The following is a 14547-nucleotide window of genomic DNA, read 5'->3' on the forward strand; positions in this document are numbered from 1 at the left end:
GGCGATGCCACCGTGGCGCATCGTTCGCCGCCTGATCGCCGGAATCGGCGCGTTGGGGCTCGTGTTCATTGCCGGCTGCGAGGAACGCCCGCCGGAGAAAGAGGCAAAGGCGCCGCCGCCCCCTGCCCCGCCCACCGTCAAGCTGGAACGTGCATCCTTTTCCAACCTTCCGGGGTGGTCCAAGGATGCTGTTACGGAAGCCTTGCCGGCCCTGCGCCGCTCCTGCGGCAAGCTGATGTCCGCGCCATCGGACAGGGCTGTGGGCCCGGATGGGCTGGCCGGCAGCGTCGCTGACTGGAAAGCCCCCTGTGCCGCGCTGACAGAGGCCGAAAACACGGATTCCGCCGCGCTGCGCGACATCCTGAAGGCGCATTTCCAGCCATTTGCCGTGTATGGCACCGATGGCCCGGAAGGATTGTTCACAGGATATTATGAAGCGACGCTCGAAGGCGCGCGCTTTCCCGGCGGCGAATACCAGTATCCGCTTTATCGGCGTCCCGGTGACCTGATCAGTGTCGATCTCAAGGACTTCCGCGCCGACCTGCCGCCGCGCCGCCTGCTCGGCCGGGTCGACGACGCGCGGCTGGTTCCCTACTACACCCGCGCCGAGATCGCGGACGGGGCGCTAAGCGGCCGCAACCTGGAACTGCTCTGGGCCGACGATCCGGTGGATGTCTTCTTCCTCCATGTCCAGGGCTCCGGCATCGTGCAACTCCCCGACGGTGACGAGCAGCGCGTCGGCTTTGCCGCGTCGAACGGGCGCGCGTTCACGGCCATCGGCCGGAAGCTGATCGAGTCCGGCGAACTCGACGGGCAGAGCATGTCGATGCAGGCGATCCGCGACTGGCTGCGCGCGCATCCGAACAAGGCGCGGACGCTGATGGATGCCAACGCGCGCTACATCTTCTTCCGCCCGATCGATGGCGCCGGGCCCATCGGCTCCCAGGGCGTTCCGCTGACGGCGCGGCGGAGCCTCGCGATCGATCCCGATCTGCTGCCGCTTGGCGCGCCCATCTGGCTGGCCACGACCTATCCTGCCTCGGACAAGCCGTTCCAGCGCCTGATGGTGGCACAGGATACCGGAAGCGCCATCAAGGGTGCCGTGCGCGGCGATGTCTTCTGGGGTCACGGCGAGCCGGCATTGGCGCAGGCCGGGAAAATGAAACAGACCGGTCGATACTGGATTCTCCTGCCACGGGCGGTTGCCGAACGTCGCAAACCCTCGACCTGAGCAGAAATCGCAAGAATATTGCTCAGCTTGTCTTAACGCGGCGCACACGCCATGTTACACCGCAGCGCCGAAGGAGAGTGCGCATGTCCCAGGATGCGCCCCGTGTCGGGCTGTTCGTTACCTGTCTGGTCGATTTCATCAGGCCATCGGTCGGTTTTGCCGCGGTCAAGCTGCTGGAGGACGCGGGGTGCCGCGTCGACGTTCCACGCGCGCAGACCTGTTGCGGGCAGCCGGCGTACAATTCCGGCGACCGCGAGGATACAAAGCGGGTCGCCATGCAGGTAATCGAGGCGTTCCGGGATTTTGACTATGTGGTGGTGCCGTCCGGCTCCTGCGGTGGCATGATCATCAAGCATTATCCCGAGCTTTTCGGCGAGGACCCCGATATCTACGCCAGTGCGGCGGACCTTGCCGGGCGCACCTACGAGCTGCTGACCTTCCTGACCGAGGTCATGGGGATCGAGCGGGTTCAGGCGCACTACGAGGGCAAGGTGACCTACCACGACTCCTGCGCCGGCCTGCGCGAGCTTGGCATCCGCGATCAGGCACGCAAGCTGCTTCAGTCGGTGGACGGCATGAGCCTTGAAGAATTGCCGGATACCGAGGTTTGCTGCGGCTTCGGCGGTACGTTCTGCGTCAAGTATCCCGAGATCTCCAACCAGATGGTGGACACCAAGGCACAATCGGTGGAAAGCACCGGCGCTGATACGCTTCTGGCCGGCGACCTGGGATGTCTGATGAACATCGCCGGCAAGCTTCAGCGGCGCGGTGCCAGCGTGAAAGTCCGGCATGTCGCCGAGGTTCTGGCCGGGATGGGCGACGAGACCCCGCCCATCGGCGAGCCGAAGCAGAGGTAGGATCGATGGAGCCGCGCTCCCACGCCTTCAAGGAGAACGCCCACGATGCGCTGAACGACGCGCAGCTTCAGCGCGCGCTGGGGAATATCAAGACCGGCTTCATCCACAAGCGCGCCAAGGCCGTCGCGCGCATGCCGGAGTTCGACCAGCTACGCGACGCGGCCCGCGATATCAAGGACCACACGCTGAACCACCTGGATTTCTATTTGGAGCGGTTCGAAACCCAGGTCACTTCTCAAGGCGGCCAGGTCCACTGGTGCCCCACGGCCGCGGAGGCACGCCAGGCCGTGCTGGATATCTGCCGGCGCACGGGCGCGCGCGTGGTCACCAAGGGCAAGTCCATGGTGGCCGAGGAGATCGGCCTCAACGAGTTCCTGGAGCAGCACGCGGTCGAGCCGGTGGAGACCGACCTGGGCGAATACATCATCCAGCTTCGCCAGGAACCGCCGAGCCACATCATCGCACCCGCCGTTCATCTGAACCGGGACCAGGTGGAGCGGGATTTCCGCCAGCATCACCTGCAGTTCCCGACCGACCGGGCGCTGGACGAGGCACGCCAACTGGTCAACGAGGCACGGCAGGTGCTGCGCGACCGTTACCTGCAGGCGGATGTCGGCATCACCGGCGCGAACTTCATGATTGCGGAGACGGGCGCCACGGTCATCGTCACGAACGAGGGCAACGGCGACCTGACGCAGTCCCTGCCCCGCGTCCACATCGTTATCGCCAGCCTGGAAAAGATCGTTCCGACGATGGAGGACGCCACCACCATCATGCGCGTGCTGGCGCGCTCCGCCACGGGTCAGGATCAGACGGTCTACACCACGATGTCGGCCGGCGCGCGGCGCGACGGCGATCTTGATGGTCCCGACGAGTTCCACGTCATCCTGCTGGATAACGGGCGCTCCGCCATGCTGGGCGGCGACTTCCAGGACATGCTCCGATGCATCCGCTGCGGCGCCTGCATGAACCACTGCCCGGTCTACCACGCGGTGGGCGGTCACGCGTACGGCTGGACCTATCCGGGGCCGATGGGGGCGGTGCTGACCCCGGCGCTGGTCGGCGTGAAGGAAGCCGGGCACCTGCCGAACGCCTCAACCTTCTGCGGGCGCTGCGAGGCGGTGTGCCCGATGCACATACCCTTGCCGAAGATGATGCGCCACTGGCGGGAGCGGGAGTTCGAGCGTCACCTGTCGCCCCTGCCCGTGCGCAGCGGCTTGAAGCTGTGGGCCTTCCTGGCGACGCGGCCCCGCCTGTACCAGCTTGCAACACGGATGCAGGCGGGATTGATGGGCCTGATGGGTCGGCGCAAGGGACGCTTCGGCAGCCTGCCGCTGGCCGGCGGCTGGACACGGCACCGCGACTTCCCCGCCCCCGAGGGCCAGACGTTCCAGCAGCGCTGGGCGAAGCACCGGAGAGAACGCAGGTCGGCATGAGCGAGGGACGTCAGCGCATACTGGGCGGCATTCGCCGTTCGCTGCATCGCGGACCGCTGGGTGAGGAGCAACGCGCGGCGCTTGACGCGCATCTGCGCAACCATCCGCGCGGCCCGGTCCCGGCGCGCGGGCAGCTCGATGCAAGCGGCCGCGTCGACCTCTTCCAGCAGATGGCGGAGGAAGTTCATGCAACCGTGCGCCGGCTGCCCGACTGGTCCGGGGTGCCCGCCGCCGTGGCTGAATACCTGCGCGAGCACAATCACCCCACCGAGGTGCGATTGGCGCCGCATCCCGACCTGACGAGCCTGGATTGGCAGGACGGTGGGTCGCTGCTGAACGTCAGCCAGGGTGCGGGCGATCCGGACATCGCGGTCGGCGTCTCTCGAGCCTTCGCCGGTGTCGCCGAAACGGGGACACTGATCCTGCGCTCGGGGTCCGACAGCCCGACCACGCTGAACTTCCTGCCCGCCACCCACATTGTGGCGGTTCGCGCCGACGAGATCTGCGGCCCGTTCGAGGATGCATGGGACCGGCTTCGCGAGCGGCTGGGCGACGGCAGCTTCCCGCGTACCGTCAACATGATAACCGGCCCCTCGCGCACGGCGGATATCGAGCAGACCTTGCAGCTTGGCGCGCACGGCCCGATGGATTTGCATGTCCTGGTGATCGGCGATGCCGGCGGCTGAGGGCCGCGGATCGAAAGCGCGCGGCGGACGGAAACCGACACAGGACGAGCTTGACCTTTGGGAGCAGTTCACCCGCGATGTCAAGCCGCTTCCAGGTGAACAGCAGGCGCGCGTCCGGCCAACGCCGAAAGCCCGCCAGAAGACCGAACCCCCGGCGTCGCCGGGAAGCAGCCCTCAGGCCGCGCCGCCGCCGGCCTTCAATCCGCCGGCCGAGCCCAAACGCCGATCCAGGGCGGACGCACCGCTCTCGCCCGGCTCATTCGCCGGCGTCGACCGGCGCACGGCGGACCGACTGCGGCGTGGCCAGATGCAGATCGACGGACGCATCGACCTGCATGGCATGACCCGGCAGGCGGCGCATGGGGCGCTTGCCAATTATATCCACCGTGCCGCCGACCGGGGCCTGCGCTGCATTATCGTCATCACCGGCAAGGGCAGCGCCGGCGGCGAGGCCGGCGTGCTGCGCCGCGAGGTGCCGCATTGGCTGAACCAGCCGGACCTGCGTCCGCGCATCGTCAGCTTTGTGCAGGCGCAGCCGCGCCACGGCGGGGCGGGTGCCCTATATGTCCTGTTACGACGTCGCCGGGACGGGTAAGCTGGCCCTCGCGCCAGACCATAGTGCCGGGAGTCGAGCGTGAACCGCCGCATCGTCTACACCCGCGCGGGGGGCCCGGATGTCCTTCGCCTGGTCGAGGAGGCCGTGCCCGAGCCGGAAGCCGGCATGGCGCGTGTGCGCGTCGAGGCAACCGGCGTCGCCTTTGCCGATATTGTTCAACGCAATGGCCTTTATCCGGCGGCGCCGCCCTTCCCTTTCTCGCCCGGCTACGACCTTTGCGGCCACATCGATGCGATCGGGCCGGATAGCGAGACGGATTTGCGTGTCGGCGACAGGGTCGCGGCAATCACGGTGTTTGGAAGCTATGCCGACTACGTCACGGTGCCGCTGGATCACCTTGTCACAGCGCCCGGAAACGTGGACGCGACGAAGGTCGTCGCCGCTTCGCTGAACTACCTGACGGCCTTCCAGATGATGGAACGCCTATCCGGCGTGGCGGATGGCGAGACAGCGCTGGTCCACGCCGCAGGCGGCGGCGTCGGCAGCGCGTTGCTGGACCTCGGCCGCCATCGGGGCTTGCGCATGCTGGGAACGGTGTCGGCGCGAAAGCGCGGCGATGTGGAGGCATTGGGAGCAATGCCCATCGACTACCGCAAGGAGGATTTTGTCGCGGTGGCCCTTCGCGAGACTGGCGGCGAAGGCGTGCACGCGGCCTTTGACGCCATCGGCGGCGCGCACTGGCAGCGCAGCCTGCGTGCGATCCGGCCCGGCGGGCGGCTGGTCGCCTATGGCACGACTGGCGGCTTCGAGGGCGGGCGGCGCCGCCTGTTGCGGCTTGCCGCGATCTACGGGCGAAGCTACGTCGCGATCATGAAGCTGTTCATGACGTCGAAGTCGGTGCTGGCCTACAACGTCCAGACGCTCCGCGACCTTCGCGCGCAGTGGTATCGCGCGGACTTCGGCGAGGTGCTCAACCGATTGGCCGACGGCGACATCGACCCGCTGGTTGCCGGCACCTTTCCGCTGGAGCGGGCCGGTGAGGCCCAGGAACTCCTGGTTCGCGGCGAGCGGCCGGGAAAAGTCGTTATCCGATGCCGCACGGAGGACGGCTCATAGAAAGAGTCGCGCCATGCGGGCGGAAAGAGCATTGACGATCAGCAACCGGAAGCGCCTCGCCCTTGGAGAGAGGACCCATGCCCCGTCTTGAAGGTTCGTGCCACTGTGGCGCCGTGCGCTTTGCCGTCGTGTCGCATACGCCAGAGCCGTATCAGCAATGCTACTGTTCGATCTGCCGAAAGACGGCGGGTGGCGGCGGCTATGCCATCAACATCATGGGCGAGGCCGAGACCCTGGAGGTCGAGGGCGAGGAACACATCGGCGTCTATCACGCGCACGAAACCGAAGCGCAGGGCGACGAACCAAGCTCCGCAGGCCGGCATTTCTGCAAGCACTGTGCGTCATGCCTGTTCATCCGCGACAGCAACTATCCGAAGTGGGTGTACCCTTTCGCCTCCGCCATCGATTCGGCCCTGCCCGTCCCGCCGGAACGGACCCATATCATGCTGCACTACAAGGCAAGCTGGGTGGAGGTCATGGATACGCCGGAGGACATACTGTTCGGCGGCTATCCCGATCTCTCCATCGATGAGTGGCATCGTCGCAGCGGTCTTTATAGAAGCGACTGAAACGCATATCTCCCTTGGGGATAGCATCGATTGCTTGAGCCAGGGCGGACGCGCGGGAGCATGGAATGACGCCATTCGGCCGAAGCCTGCGGGAGTTACGAGCGAGGCGGGGCATCACGCTGAAGGCGATGGCCGCCGAGCTGGGGGTGTCGCCAGCTTATCTCTCCGCCCTTGAGCATGGCCATCGCGGCCGGCCGAACCGCCGCTTCGTACACCGGGTATGCCAAGCGCTCGGCATCATCTGGGACGATGCCGAGGCACTGCAGCGCCTAGCCGATCTCTCGCACCCACGCGCGACGGTGGACACGGCCGGCCTGTCGGCGGAGGCGACGGAGCTTGCCAATCGCCTCGCCGAACAGATTCACACGCTGCCTCAGGATACGATCGAGCGGATGCTGGGGGAACTTCGCCGCCATAGCGGCGATGAAGACATGCGGCTGCCCGAGGACTCTGCGGAGGATACGAGCGCGTCCTGAGGCGGTCTCAGTCGAAATCCTCGGCCAGCGCCGTTCGCGTGTCTTCCGGCAGCACGGTCATGTGCGCGTACTTCGGGTGGGTAAATCCAAGCGTCACTTCCGTCCCCGGCTGGCGGAACTTCTCCACCTGCTCGTCGGTAAAGTGGAAGTGGACGAACTGCACGCTGGAGGCCTTGCCGTCGGCGGTGGATCGGTCGACGTCCTCCTCCGGTTTGCCCACGATTTCCTCGCCGGCAAAGCGAAGGAACATGGTTTCCTCGACACCGCCCAGCTTGGCCAGAAACGCCTGACGCTGCGCGCGGTCGTCGATCTCGAACATCACCGTGGCGGCCAGGTCCCTGCCCTTCGGGATCATCGGATTGTAGGCTTCCAGCTCGTCCGGGATCTGCTCTTCGCCGCCGCGCTCGATGAACAGCATCTCGTGCACCTGATGGAACATGGTGTCGTAGTTCTCGAAGGTGACGGTTGCGACGGGGCCGAGGGCGACCTGACGGCGCTTCTTCATCGGCCGGAGGTCAATGCGCATCTGCTTGCGGATCGGCCCGTACTTCTCCATCGGGATGATGTCGTCGCGGGTGATCTCTTTCCTGTTCGCCATGGCGATCGTCTCCGTATTTGGCCCATGCGTGATTGGCCCGGTCGGGGCTATGTCGTCGGGCACGGCGGTCAAGCCATCAGTCCGTAAGCGCGGGCGACCAGAAGGATCGGATGCGGCACCGTCTGCGGCAGGGTTTCCCCCTCGCTCTGGCCCTTCTCCATCCCCTGGGCGATGTGCAGTCCGGCCAGCGGGCATTCCGAGGCGACGTAGCGGGCCTTGCCGTTGTTCTTCGCCTTGCGGAACACCGGGCGGCCAACCTTCATGCCGGTCTCGAAGTTCTCCTTCATCACGCCCCAGGAGCCGCCGTGGCCCGAGCAGCGCTCAACCACGTTGAGGTCCATCTGCGGCAGCAGGCGCAGCATTTGCGCGCCCTTCTGGCCCATGTTCTGCGCCCGGGCGTGACAGGCGATGTGGACGGATACCGGCCCGTCCAGCGCGTTCAGCCCGTCGGCCAGGCCCTCGTTCTTCGCGATGTCGACGATGTACTCGCTGATGTCGCGGGTGGCGGCGGAGAGCTGCTTGACCTCTTCGTTGTCGGGAACCAGCAGCGGCCACTCGAACTTCAGCATCAGGCCGCAACTGGGCACCAGGGCGATGATGTCCCAGCCGTCGTCGATATAGGGCTTCAGCGTGCCGGCCACGGACTTCGCCTTGTCGGCGACGCGGGAAAGGTCACCCTGCTCCATCTGCGGCATGCCGCAGCACTCGGGATAGACGACCTGCGTCTCCACACCGTTGTGCGCCAGCACGCGCCGGGCGGCCTCGCCCACCTCGGCCTCGTTGTAGTTCGCGAAGCAGGTGGCGTAGATCACCGCCTTGCGGCCGTGCGCCGGCGCCTCGGCGTTGACCGGCGGCGCGGCGCGCTTGCTGAACGGCTTGGAGGTGTACTTCGGCAACTCCGCGTCGCGGTGGACGCCGGCGACCTTTTCAAGCAACGGCCGGGTCATCCGGTTGCCGCGCTTGGCCGCGTAGTTGGCAAGCGGCGCCAGGGCGGCGGCCAGCTTGCCGTTGCGGTCGGTCTCGGTGAGCTGGCGTTGTCCGAACGTCGGAATCTCGCCCTTCCTATTCTCGACCGCGCGGTAGCGGAGCATCAGGTGCGGAAAGTCGACGTCGAACTCGTGCGGCGGCACGTACGGGCACTTCGCCATGAAGCACATGTCGCAGAGCGTGCAGGCATCCACGACGTGCTTGAAGTCTTTCGATTCGACCGAGTCGAGCTCGCCGGTCTTCGATTCGTCGACGAGGTCGAACAGGCGCGGAAATGAATCGCAGAGGTTGAAGCAGCGCCGGCAGGAGTGACAGACGTCGAAGACGCGCCGCATCTCGGCGTCGAGCTTTTCCTCGTCGTAGAAATCCGGGTCATTCCAGGGGATTGGATGGCGCGTCGGCGCCTCCAGACTGCCTTCGCTCATGATGGCCGGCCCGATCCGGTTGCTGGGAAAGGCGATGCGACGGCGTCCGCGGCCGGCCGGACGGGAGCCAACTCACGCTCCGCCGGCCGACCGCGCCGCATTGTCAGACGCGAGGGACGATCAGATCTCGTCGAGCGCCTTCTGGAAGCGGCCAGCGTGGCTCTTCTCCGCCTTCGCCAGTGTCTCGAACCAGTCGGCGATCTCGTCGAAGCCCTCGTCGCGGGCCGTGCGGGCCATGCCCGGATACATGTCGGTGTACTCGTAGGTCTCGCCCGCGATGGCCGACTTCAGGTTGGTCGGCGTGTCGCCGATGGGCTCGTCGGTGGCTGGGTCGCCGACCTCCTCCAGGAATTCCAGATGGCCGTGGGCGTGGCCGGTCTCGCCCTCGGCGGTGGAACGGAACACCGCTGAGATGTCGTTGTAGCCCTCGATGTCCGCCTTCTGGGCGAAGTAGAGGTAGCGGCGGTTCGCCATGCTCTCGCCGGCGAAAGCTTCCTTCAGGTTGCCTGCGGTCTTGCTGCCCTTCAGCGACATGTGGATCCCTCCTGTTTACGCTCTCTGCTTGTATCGGACTGCCGGTCGGCCGGGCCCGTCGGAGTTATCGCGGAACCCCGTAAGGGTTGCGACTAACTCCTCTGGCCGGCGTACGACCCGCGCCGCAGAAGGTATGCCGCAAACCGGCGGCGGGATCAACAGTTTGGAAGCATTCCAAAGTGGATTTGTTGTGCCGTGGCCTGGAGGGGGATTATCAGAAATGCGCGGAGAGTGAGATGATGTCGTCGACGATGGATCCTGCCATCCGTCCCTCAATGCAAAGCCGTGTCGGGTCAAACAGCTCATCGTCCCGCAACGAGCTCCGCAATTTACTCAGAACGCCATGGACGCTATCCGCGGGCGTGAGGCTGATCTGGACAAGAAGAGCCGCTAGCGCAGTCACGGAGGCTGAATCGTGTGTTCCAGCCTGCCAATCTGCTCTCAGGCGACGTGCCTGGGTCATAAGATCGAACAGGATCACATCATTGGGCCCGAGGGCTGCGTTGTCGCAGGCCCACTCCGATCCTGTCTGCGCGGCATTTGCGGGCGATGTCATGACCCCGCTGCCGGCAAGCGCCGCCAAGCCGGTCAGGACGGATCGCCTGGCTTCCAGCGAACGCGCCTTGTTCATATATCCTCCAAACTGCGGACAAGCCTCTCCCGTTCGGCGCAAACTCTTGCGCCGGCCACGGTCGGAGCGGTAACTGTTCGCCGTCAGTTATCAGGCGGAGTTCTCAGTGTCAAGGGTAAATAGCCCGAAAACGGGGAATAAAACACCCATAACGGCGGTGCAGTGCCGCGCCGCGCGGGCCATGTTGAAGTGGTCCCGCGATGATCTCGCGCAATCCGCGCAGGTGAAGGCGCAAACGATCGAGGATTTCGAGAACGAGCAGCGGAACACACGGGCGAGCACACTGGTAGCAATTCGTACGGCGTTCGAGTCGACAGGTGTGACCTTCACCGAAGATGGGGGCGTTGTGCCGCCGAGGGTATAGGCTGTGACGTGACTTGAAATACCTTATAGCTTAAAATGGTATTTCATCGTCCAATTCCGAGTTTATATCGTATCTCGTTATATTATCGAGCTTAGTATATAAATTGCTTATAACGATATTTCTTTTTTCTTTGGTGCATCCCCGCAAGAAATCTAAAAACTCCTTTAATACAGTCACCTCAATATTATATTGTTTCTTATAGTAATATGCACCATCTAACAAACATCTTAGCACAAGATTTGTATTTGGCACAACTTCTTCAAGCATCACTTTTCTATGAGACAACTCCAGATTTCTTATCACCGCGTCAGGATCGTAAATAAATTTCGTTCCATTTTCAATTTTAGAAATTGCACCAAACACTGCAATAGCAAAATTTCGATATATTTCGAGTTCATAATCTGTGAATTCTATTTCTGAAAATTGTTCAGAGAAAATCTCTTGCTCGATGCTCGCAAATGATTTTATTCGTTCTTGAGGGTCTGTTGCACACATTCTCTTCAAAATTGATTTATAGCTAAATTCTTCTATTTGAACTTCTTCTAATATTTTTTCAAATAAACGTCCAATGAAATAGATTTCCGTACGGAAATCATACACGTATTGTTCAAAATCACGTGGGGGTGGGCACCACCAGTTTAGAGATATACTTTTGTCAAAATCCTGTCTAGAAGCTATTTTTTTTCCAAAACCAAAATCAATTATCTTTACAATTCCCTGATCGTTAACTAAAATATTTTGTGGCCTTATGTCTCGGTGAAGAATATTCAATTGCTCTAAATGATTGAAACCCGAAATGAGTTGTTTAAATACGATACTTGTATTCTCTGGGTGGTGCTTGAGAAAATCTTCAATGTCAGTTCCATTCACATTTTCCATCAAAATATATCCAGTGTATTGCTCTGGATACAGAAAATAGTTAAATACGCGCACTATATTGGGATGATTTATAAGATGAAGAAGCTTAATCTCTTGTATAAAATTATTAAATAATTTATATTTTAGAGAATCTGTGATTGGCGAATATTTTTTACATACAAAGTACTCATCAATTATATCATCATATAACAACACGGTTTTTCCGCACGCGCCTGCCCCTAATTCTCTGATGAATTGCAGGTCACGCCGGCGAACAAACTTAATAATTTTCTCCGTCACGTGGTCTCCTGGCATTCGTGTTGCGATTTGTTTCTCCTCGGGTTTCCCACGGCGTCGGCATAAATGCCCATGGTGCAAAGATGGCCGTACCCGAGCCACTTCTGGACGATGTTAAGCAGGATGCCAACACTCACGGCCTGGACTCGGAAGCCGTGCTGCAGCCCCGCCGCATTCGTCTGCGGGCCGCGAAGCTGGGATTGGGGTGCTTATTCCACAGCCTACTGCGAAAAGTATTGTTCATTTGAAACCGGCGACCAGGATAATGAGCGCGCAGGTCGCGCGGGGCGCGCCTCTCTCGCGCCGCGAGCGGGGCGAGCACCTCGCGCGCCCCTGGCAGGGCGAGCCGCTCTGGCCGGTTTTGCAGGCCCGCCTCTAGCATTGTCAGTGAAAAATGCCGGCTTTCCACTTCGATCATAGAACCAGCCGTCCTGACACCAGCCGACGTAACGGCCACTGTAGGAAAATACATCGTGACCGGAAAGCCACGCGACTGGCTTGCCAGAATACAAAAATACAGACTCTTGGTCATCGTCGATATATGCGACGGCCTTTCCAAAGGAATTATAGAGCGTGTTCATGATAAAGCGACCTATGATAGTCCTTTGATTCTTACAAATCAACGTAACAAAAATCACGGCTTTAGCAAACCTTAAATTCTTTGTTCCCTGCTATCCCTACATCATATACCGTGATTTGTAATTACCTTGTGTAAATCCTTATCGAGGCGCTCGAGGGACACCTCATCACTAAAAATACCACCGAAAAGTTGGAATACAGCCTGAGAGGCACACCATTCTGTGTCCACGCTTCATCAGCATAGATTTCATATATATTTGGCATAAAAATAACGGACCCTAATTCTCTTAGCCTGTCAAGGCGCGCCACACGCCCTCAAGCGTGAAGCACGAGAATCAGAGTCCACTGTCCGAATAATGGACCGCTTCTCAAACTATGTAAATTCGCAGCCAGCCACCTACAGGATAAACTTGCTCAGGTCCGCGTTCTTCGCCAGCTCCGCCACTTGCTCCCGCACATCGTCGGCGTCGATGGTGATGCTCTCCCCGCCGCGGTCGGTGGCGGTGAAGGAGATTTCGTCCAGGAGGCGTTCCATCACCGTGTGCAGGCGCCGCGCGCCGATGTTCTCGACGCTGGCGTTGATCTCCGCGGCCAGGTCGGCCAGGGCGTCGATGGCGGCGTCGGTGAACTCCAGCGTCACGTCCTCGGTCCCGATGAGCGCCTTGTACTGGCGGATCAGGCTGTTTTCCGGCTCTTCCAGGATGCGCTTGAAGTCGTCGCGGGTGAGCGCCTGCAACTCCACCCGGATCGGCAGGCGGCCCTGCAGCTCCGGCAGCAGGTCGGAGGGCTTGGCGTAGTGGAAGGCGCCCGAGGCGACGAACAGGATATGGTCGGTCTTCACCGTGCCGTGCTTGGTGGCGACCGTCGTGCCCTCGATCAGCGGCAGCAGGTCGCGCTGCACGCCCTCGCGGCTGACGTCGCCGCCGCTACGCTCGGAGCGCACGGTGATCTTGTCGATCTCGTCCAGGAAGACGATGCCGTTCTGCTCCACCGCGCGGATCGCCTCGTTCGTCAGCGTCTCCTGGTCCAGCAGATTGTCCGCCTCTTCCTCGACAAGCTTGCTCCAGGCCTCGCCGACTTTCAGCTTGCGGCTCTTGGTGCGGCCGCCGAAGGCCTTTCCGAAGATGTCGTTCAGGTTGATCATGCCCATCTGGCCGCCGGGCATGCCGGGGATGTCCATCGTGGGCATCTGCATCGATCCGGAATCGGCGAGGTTCACCTCCACCTCGCGGTCGTCCAGCTCGCCGCCGCGCAGCATGCCGCGGAACTTGGTGCGGGTCTCCGCCTGCGCGCTCTCGCCGACCAGCGAATCCAGCAGACGTTCCTCCGCGTTCAGCTCGGCGCTGGCCCGCACCTCGCGGCGCAGGCGCTCGCGCGTCATGTTGAGAGAGATCTCAACGAGGTCGCGGACGATCTGCTCCACGTCGCGGCCGACATAGCCGACCTCGGTGAACTTGGTCGCCTCCACCTTCAAGAACGGCGCCTGGGCCAGCTTCGCCAGCCGGCGGGCGATCTCGGTCTTGCCGACGCCCGTGGGGCCGATCATCAGGATGTTCTTCGGCAGCACTTCCTCCCGCAACTCCTCGGGAAGCTGCTGCCGGCGCCAGCGGTTGCGCAGCGCGATGGCGACCGCCCGCTTGGCATCGCGCTGGCCGACGATATAGCGGTCCAGCTCCGAGACGATCTCGCGCGGGGAGAAGGTGCCGCCCGCGTCGCGCACGGGCTTACGGGTGTCGCGGTTCATGACCTGATCTTCGGCGGTTTCAGCGGGCATCGAGGCTCTCAAGCGTAAGGCTGTCGTTCGTGTAGATGCAGATCGAGGCGGCGATGTCCATGGCGCGCCGGGCGATTGTCTCGGCGTCCATGTCGTCGCGGTCGAGCAGCGCGCGGGCGGCGGCAAGTGCATAGGGCCCGCCCGAGCCGATGCCGATCAGCCCGTCCTGCGGGTCCAGCACGTCGCCGGTGCCGGTCAGGACCAGCGACGTCGTGCCGTCGGCCACGGCCATCATCGCCTCAAGCCGGCGGAGATAGCGGTCCGTGCGCCAGTCTTTCGCCAATTCGACGCATGCGCGGGTCAACTGGCCCGGATGCTGTTCGAGCTTGCCTTCCAGGCGCTCGAACAGCGTGAAGGCGTCCGCCGTCGCGCCGGCGAAGCCGGCGATCACGTCGCCCTTGCTGCCCAGCGGCCGCACCTTGCGGGCGTTCGATTTCATCACGGTCTGACCGAAGGTGACCTGGCCGTCGCCGGCCACCACCACCTTGCCGCCCTTGCGCACGGAGAGGATTGTCGTGCCGTGCCACGTGTTGTTCTGCTGCTCCGACATGCCAGACAAATGGCGGATCGCAT

At 62.5% G+C, this 14547-nt stretch carries 17 protein-coding genes; 9 read left to right on the plus strand and 8 right to left on the minus strand.

Annotated elements, in window-relative coordinates; all coding sequences use genetic code 11:
• Window positions 1–4: 4 nt before the first annotated feature.
• The 8 genes from mltA (at window position 5) to DRB17_RS02180 (ending at window position 6927) form a co-directional block, all read left to right on the plus strand.
• A complete protein-coding gene (mltA, locus tag DRB17_RS02145; protein ID WP_114580532.1) occupies window positions 5–1231 on the plus strand; it encodes a murein transglycosylase A in 1227 nt (408 codons plus the stop codon).
• An 83-nt stretch (window positions 1232–1314) separates the two neighbouring features.
• Window positions 1315–2088, plus strand: coding sequence for a (Fe-S)-binding protein (locus DRB17_RS02150; protein WP_114580533.1), 774 nt, complete (start codon window positions 1315–1317; stop codon window positions 2086–2088).
• A 5-nt stretch (window positions 2089–2093) separates the two neighbouring features.
• On the plus strand, window positions 2094–3524 hold the full coding sequence (locus DRB17_RS02155; RefSeq protein ID WP_114580534.1) for a LutB/LldF family L-lactate oxidation iron-sulfur protein: 1431 nt from the start codon (window positions 2094–2096) through the stop codon (window positions 3522–3524).
• On the plus strand, window positions 3521–4210 hold the full coding sequence (locus DRB17_RS02160) for a LutC/YkgG family protein (protein WP_114580535.1): 690 nt from the start codon (window positions 3521–3523) through the stop codon (window positions 4208–4210). Before DRB17_RS02155 ends, DRB17_RS02160 begins: the two co-directional genes overlap by 4 nt.
• Window positions 4197–4805 (plus strand): Smr/MutS family protein, encoded by a 609-nt coding sequence (locus DRB17_RS02165; RefSeq protein ID WP_114580536.1) that lies wholly within the window; start codon window positions 4197–4199, stop codon window positions 4803–4805. The genes DRB17_RS02160 and DRB17_RS02165 overlap by 14 nt, the downstream gene beginning before the upstream one ends.
• Window positions 4806–4844: 39 nt before the next feature.
• On the plus strand, window positions 4845–5882 hold the full coding sequence (locus DRB17_RS02170; protein ID WP_114580537.1) for a zinc-binding dehydrogenase: 1038 nt from the start codon (window positions 4845–4847) through the stop codon (window positions 5880–5882).
• A gap of 77 nt (window positions 5883–5959) precedes the next feature.
• Window positions 5960–6451, plus strand: coding sequence for a GFA family protein (locus tag DRB17_RS02175; RefSeq protein WP_114580538.1), 492 nt, complete (start codon window positions 5960–5962; stop codon window positions 6449–6451).
• 65 nt (window positions 6452–6516) lie between these two features.
• Window positions 6517–6927 carry a helix-turn-helix domain-containing protein gene (locus tag DRB17_RS02180; RefSeq protein WP_114580539.1) on the plus strand — a complete coding sequence of 137 codons (411 nt, stop codon included), beginning with the start codon at window positions 6517–6519 and terminating at the stop codon, window positions 6925–6927.
• A 7-nt stretch (window positions 6928–6934) separates the two neighbouring features.
• Here DRB17_RS02180 and DRB17_RS02185 read toward each other — a convergent pair whose 3' ends face one another.
• The 4 genes from DRB17_RS02185 to DRB17_RS02200 form a co-directional block, all read right to left on the minus strand.
• Window positions 6935–7525 (minus strand): DUF3501 family protein, encoded by a 591-nt coding sequence (locus tag DRB17_RS02185; protein WP_114580540.1) that lies wholly within the window; start codon window positions 7523–7525, stop codon window positions 6935–6937.
• Window positions 7526–7593: 68 nt separating this feature from the next.
• Window positions 7594–8937, minus strand: coding sequence for a (Fe-S)-binding protein (locus tag DRB17_RS02190; RefSeq protein ID WP_114580541.1), 1344 nt, complete (start codon window positions 8935–8937; stop codon window positions 7594–7596).
• A 120-nt stretch (window positions 8938–9057) separates the two neighbouring features.
• Entirely contained in the window at window positions 9058–9471 is a 414-nt protein-coding gene (locus tag DRB17_RS02195) for a rubrerythrin family protein (RefSeq protein WP_114580542.1), read from the minus strand.
• Window positions 9472–9685: 214 nt separating this feature from the next.
• The gene (locus DRB17_RS02200) at window positions 9686–10102 is read right to left on the minus strand and encodes a hypothetical protein (RefSeq protein ID WP_114580543.1); all 417 of its coding nucleotides are present in this window, start codon (window positions 10100–10102) and stop codon (window positions 9686–9688) included.
• 157 nt (window positions 10103–10259) lie between these two features.
• Between DRB17_RS02200 and DRB17_RS02205 the strand changes: the two genes are divergently transcribed.
• A complete protein-coding gene (locus DRB17_RS02205) occupies window positions 10260–10466 on the plus strand; it encodes a helix-turn-helix domain-containing protein (RefSeq protein ID WP_277738560.1) in 207 nt (68 codons plus the stop codon).
• A gap of 30 nt (window positions 10467–10496) precedes the next feature.
• Here DRB17_RS02205 and DRB17_RS02210 read toward each other — a convergent pair whose 3' ends face one another.
• The 4 genes from DRB17_RS02210 to hslV all read right to left on the minus strand — a co-directional run bounded on the left by DRB17_RS02210 (window position 10497) and on the right by hslV (window position 14524).
• Window positions 10497–11624, minus strand: coding sequence for a protein kinase family protein (locus tag DRB17_RS02210; protein ID WP_161958669.1), 1128 nt, complete (start codon window positions 11622–11624; stop codon window positions 10497–10499).
• A gap of 218 nt (window positions 11625–11842) precedes the next feature.
• Entirely contained in the window at window positions 11843–12202 is a 360-nt protein-coding gene (locus tag DRB17_RS20925; RefSeq protein WP_421778299.1) for a 4-fold beta flower protein, read from the minus strand.
• A 395-nt stretch (window positions 12203–12597) separates the two neighbouring features.
• Window positions 12598–13944: an ATP-dependent protease ATPase subunit HslU gene (gene hslU, locus DRB17_RS02215; RefSeq protein WP_114580829.1), complete on the minus strand. Its 1347-nt coding sequence runs from the start codon at window positions 13942–13944 to the stop codon at window positions 12598–12600.
• A 19-nt stretch (window positions 13945–13963) separates the two neighbouring features.
• Window positions 13964–14524 carry an ATP-dependent protease subunit HslV gene (gene hslV, locus DRB17_RS02220; protein WP_114580545.1) on the minus strand — a complete coding sequence of 187 codons (561 nt, stop codon included), beginning with the start codon at window positions 14522–14524 and terminating at the stop codon, window positions 13964–13966.
• Between the last annotated feature and the right edge of the window lie 23 nt (window positions 14525–14547).

Origin of the sequence: Ferruginivarius sediminum (assembly GCF_003344765.1) — a bacterium.
GTDB classification, from domain to species: domain Bacteria; phylum Pseudomonadota; class Alphaproteobacteria; order Kiloniellales; family Rhodovibrionaceae; genus Ferruginivarius; species Ferruginivarius sediminum.

What these genes read in the sequence shown, in the direction of transcription:
- DRB17_RS02155 (WP_114580534.1), top strand. Translation starts at nt 2,094, where the DNA reads ATGGAGCCGCGCTCCCACGCCTTCAAGGAGAACGCCCACGATGCGCTG.
- DRB17_RS20925 (WP_421778299.1), bottom strand. Translation starts at nt 12,202, where the DNA reads ATGAACACGCTCTATAATTCCTTTGGAAAGGCCGTCGCATATATCGAC.
- hslV (WP_114580545.1), bottom strand. Translation starts at nt 14,524, where the DNA reads ATGTCGGAGCAGCAGAACAACACGTGGCACGGCACGACAATCCTCTCC.
- DRB17_RS02150 (WP_114580533.1), top strand. Translation starts at nt 1,315, where the DNA reads ATGTCCCAGGATGCGCCCCGTGTCGGGCTGTTCGTTACCTGTCTGGTC.
- DRB17_RS02180 (WP_114580539.1), top strand. Translation starts at nt 6,517, where the DNA reads ATGACGCCATTCGGCCGAAGCCTGCGGGAGTTACGAGCGAGGCGGGGC.
- DRB17_RS02190 (WP_114580541.1), bottom strand. Translation starts at nt 8,937, where the DNA reads ATGAGCGAAGGCAGTCTGGAGGCGCCGACGCGCCATCCAATCCCCTGG.
- DRB17_RS02185 (WP_114580540.1), bottom strand. Translation starts at nt 7,525, where the DNA reads ATGGCGAACAGGAAAGAGATCACCCGCGACGACATCATCCCGATGGAG.
- hslU (WP_114580829.1), bottom strand. Translation starts at nt 13,944, where the DNA reads ATGAACCGCGACACCCGTAAGCCCGTGCGCGACGCGGGCGGCACCTTC.
- DRB17_RS02195 (WP_114580542.1), bottom strand. Translation starts at nt 9,471, where the DNA reads ATGTCGCTGAAGGGCAGCAAGACCGCAGGCAACCTGAAGGAAGCTTTC.
- DRB17_RS02200 (WP_114580543.1), bottom strand. Translation starts at nt 10,102, where the DNA reads ATGAACAAGGCGCGTTCGCTGGAAGCCAGGCGATCCGTCCTGACCGGC.
- DRB17_RS02165 (WP_114580536.1), top strand. Translation starts at nt 4,197, where the DNA reads ATGCCGGCGGCTGAGGGCCGCGGATCGAAAGCGCGCGGCGGACGGAAA.
- mltA (WP_114580532.1), top strand. Translation starts at nt 5, where the DNA reads ATGCCACCGTGGCGCATCGTTCGCCGCCTGATCGCCGGAATCGGCGCG.
- DRB17_RS02160 (WP_114580535.1), top strand. Translation starts at nt 3,521, where the DNA reads ATGAGCGAGGGACGTCAGCGCATACTGGGCGGCATTCGCCGTTCGCTG.
- DRB17_RS02175 (WP_114580538.1), top strand. Translation starts at nt 5,960, where the DNA reads ATGCCCCGTCTTGAAGGTTCGTGCCACTGTGGCGCCGTGCGCTTTGCC.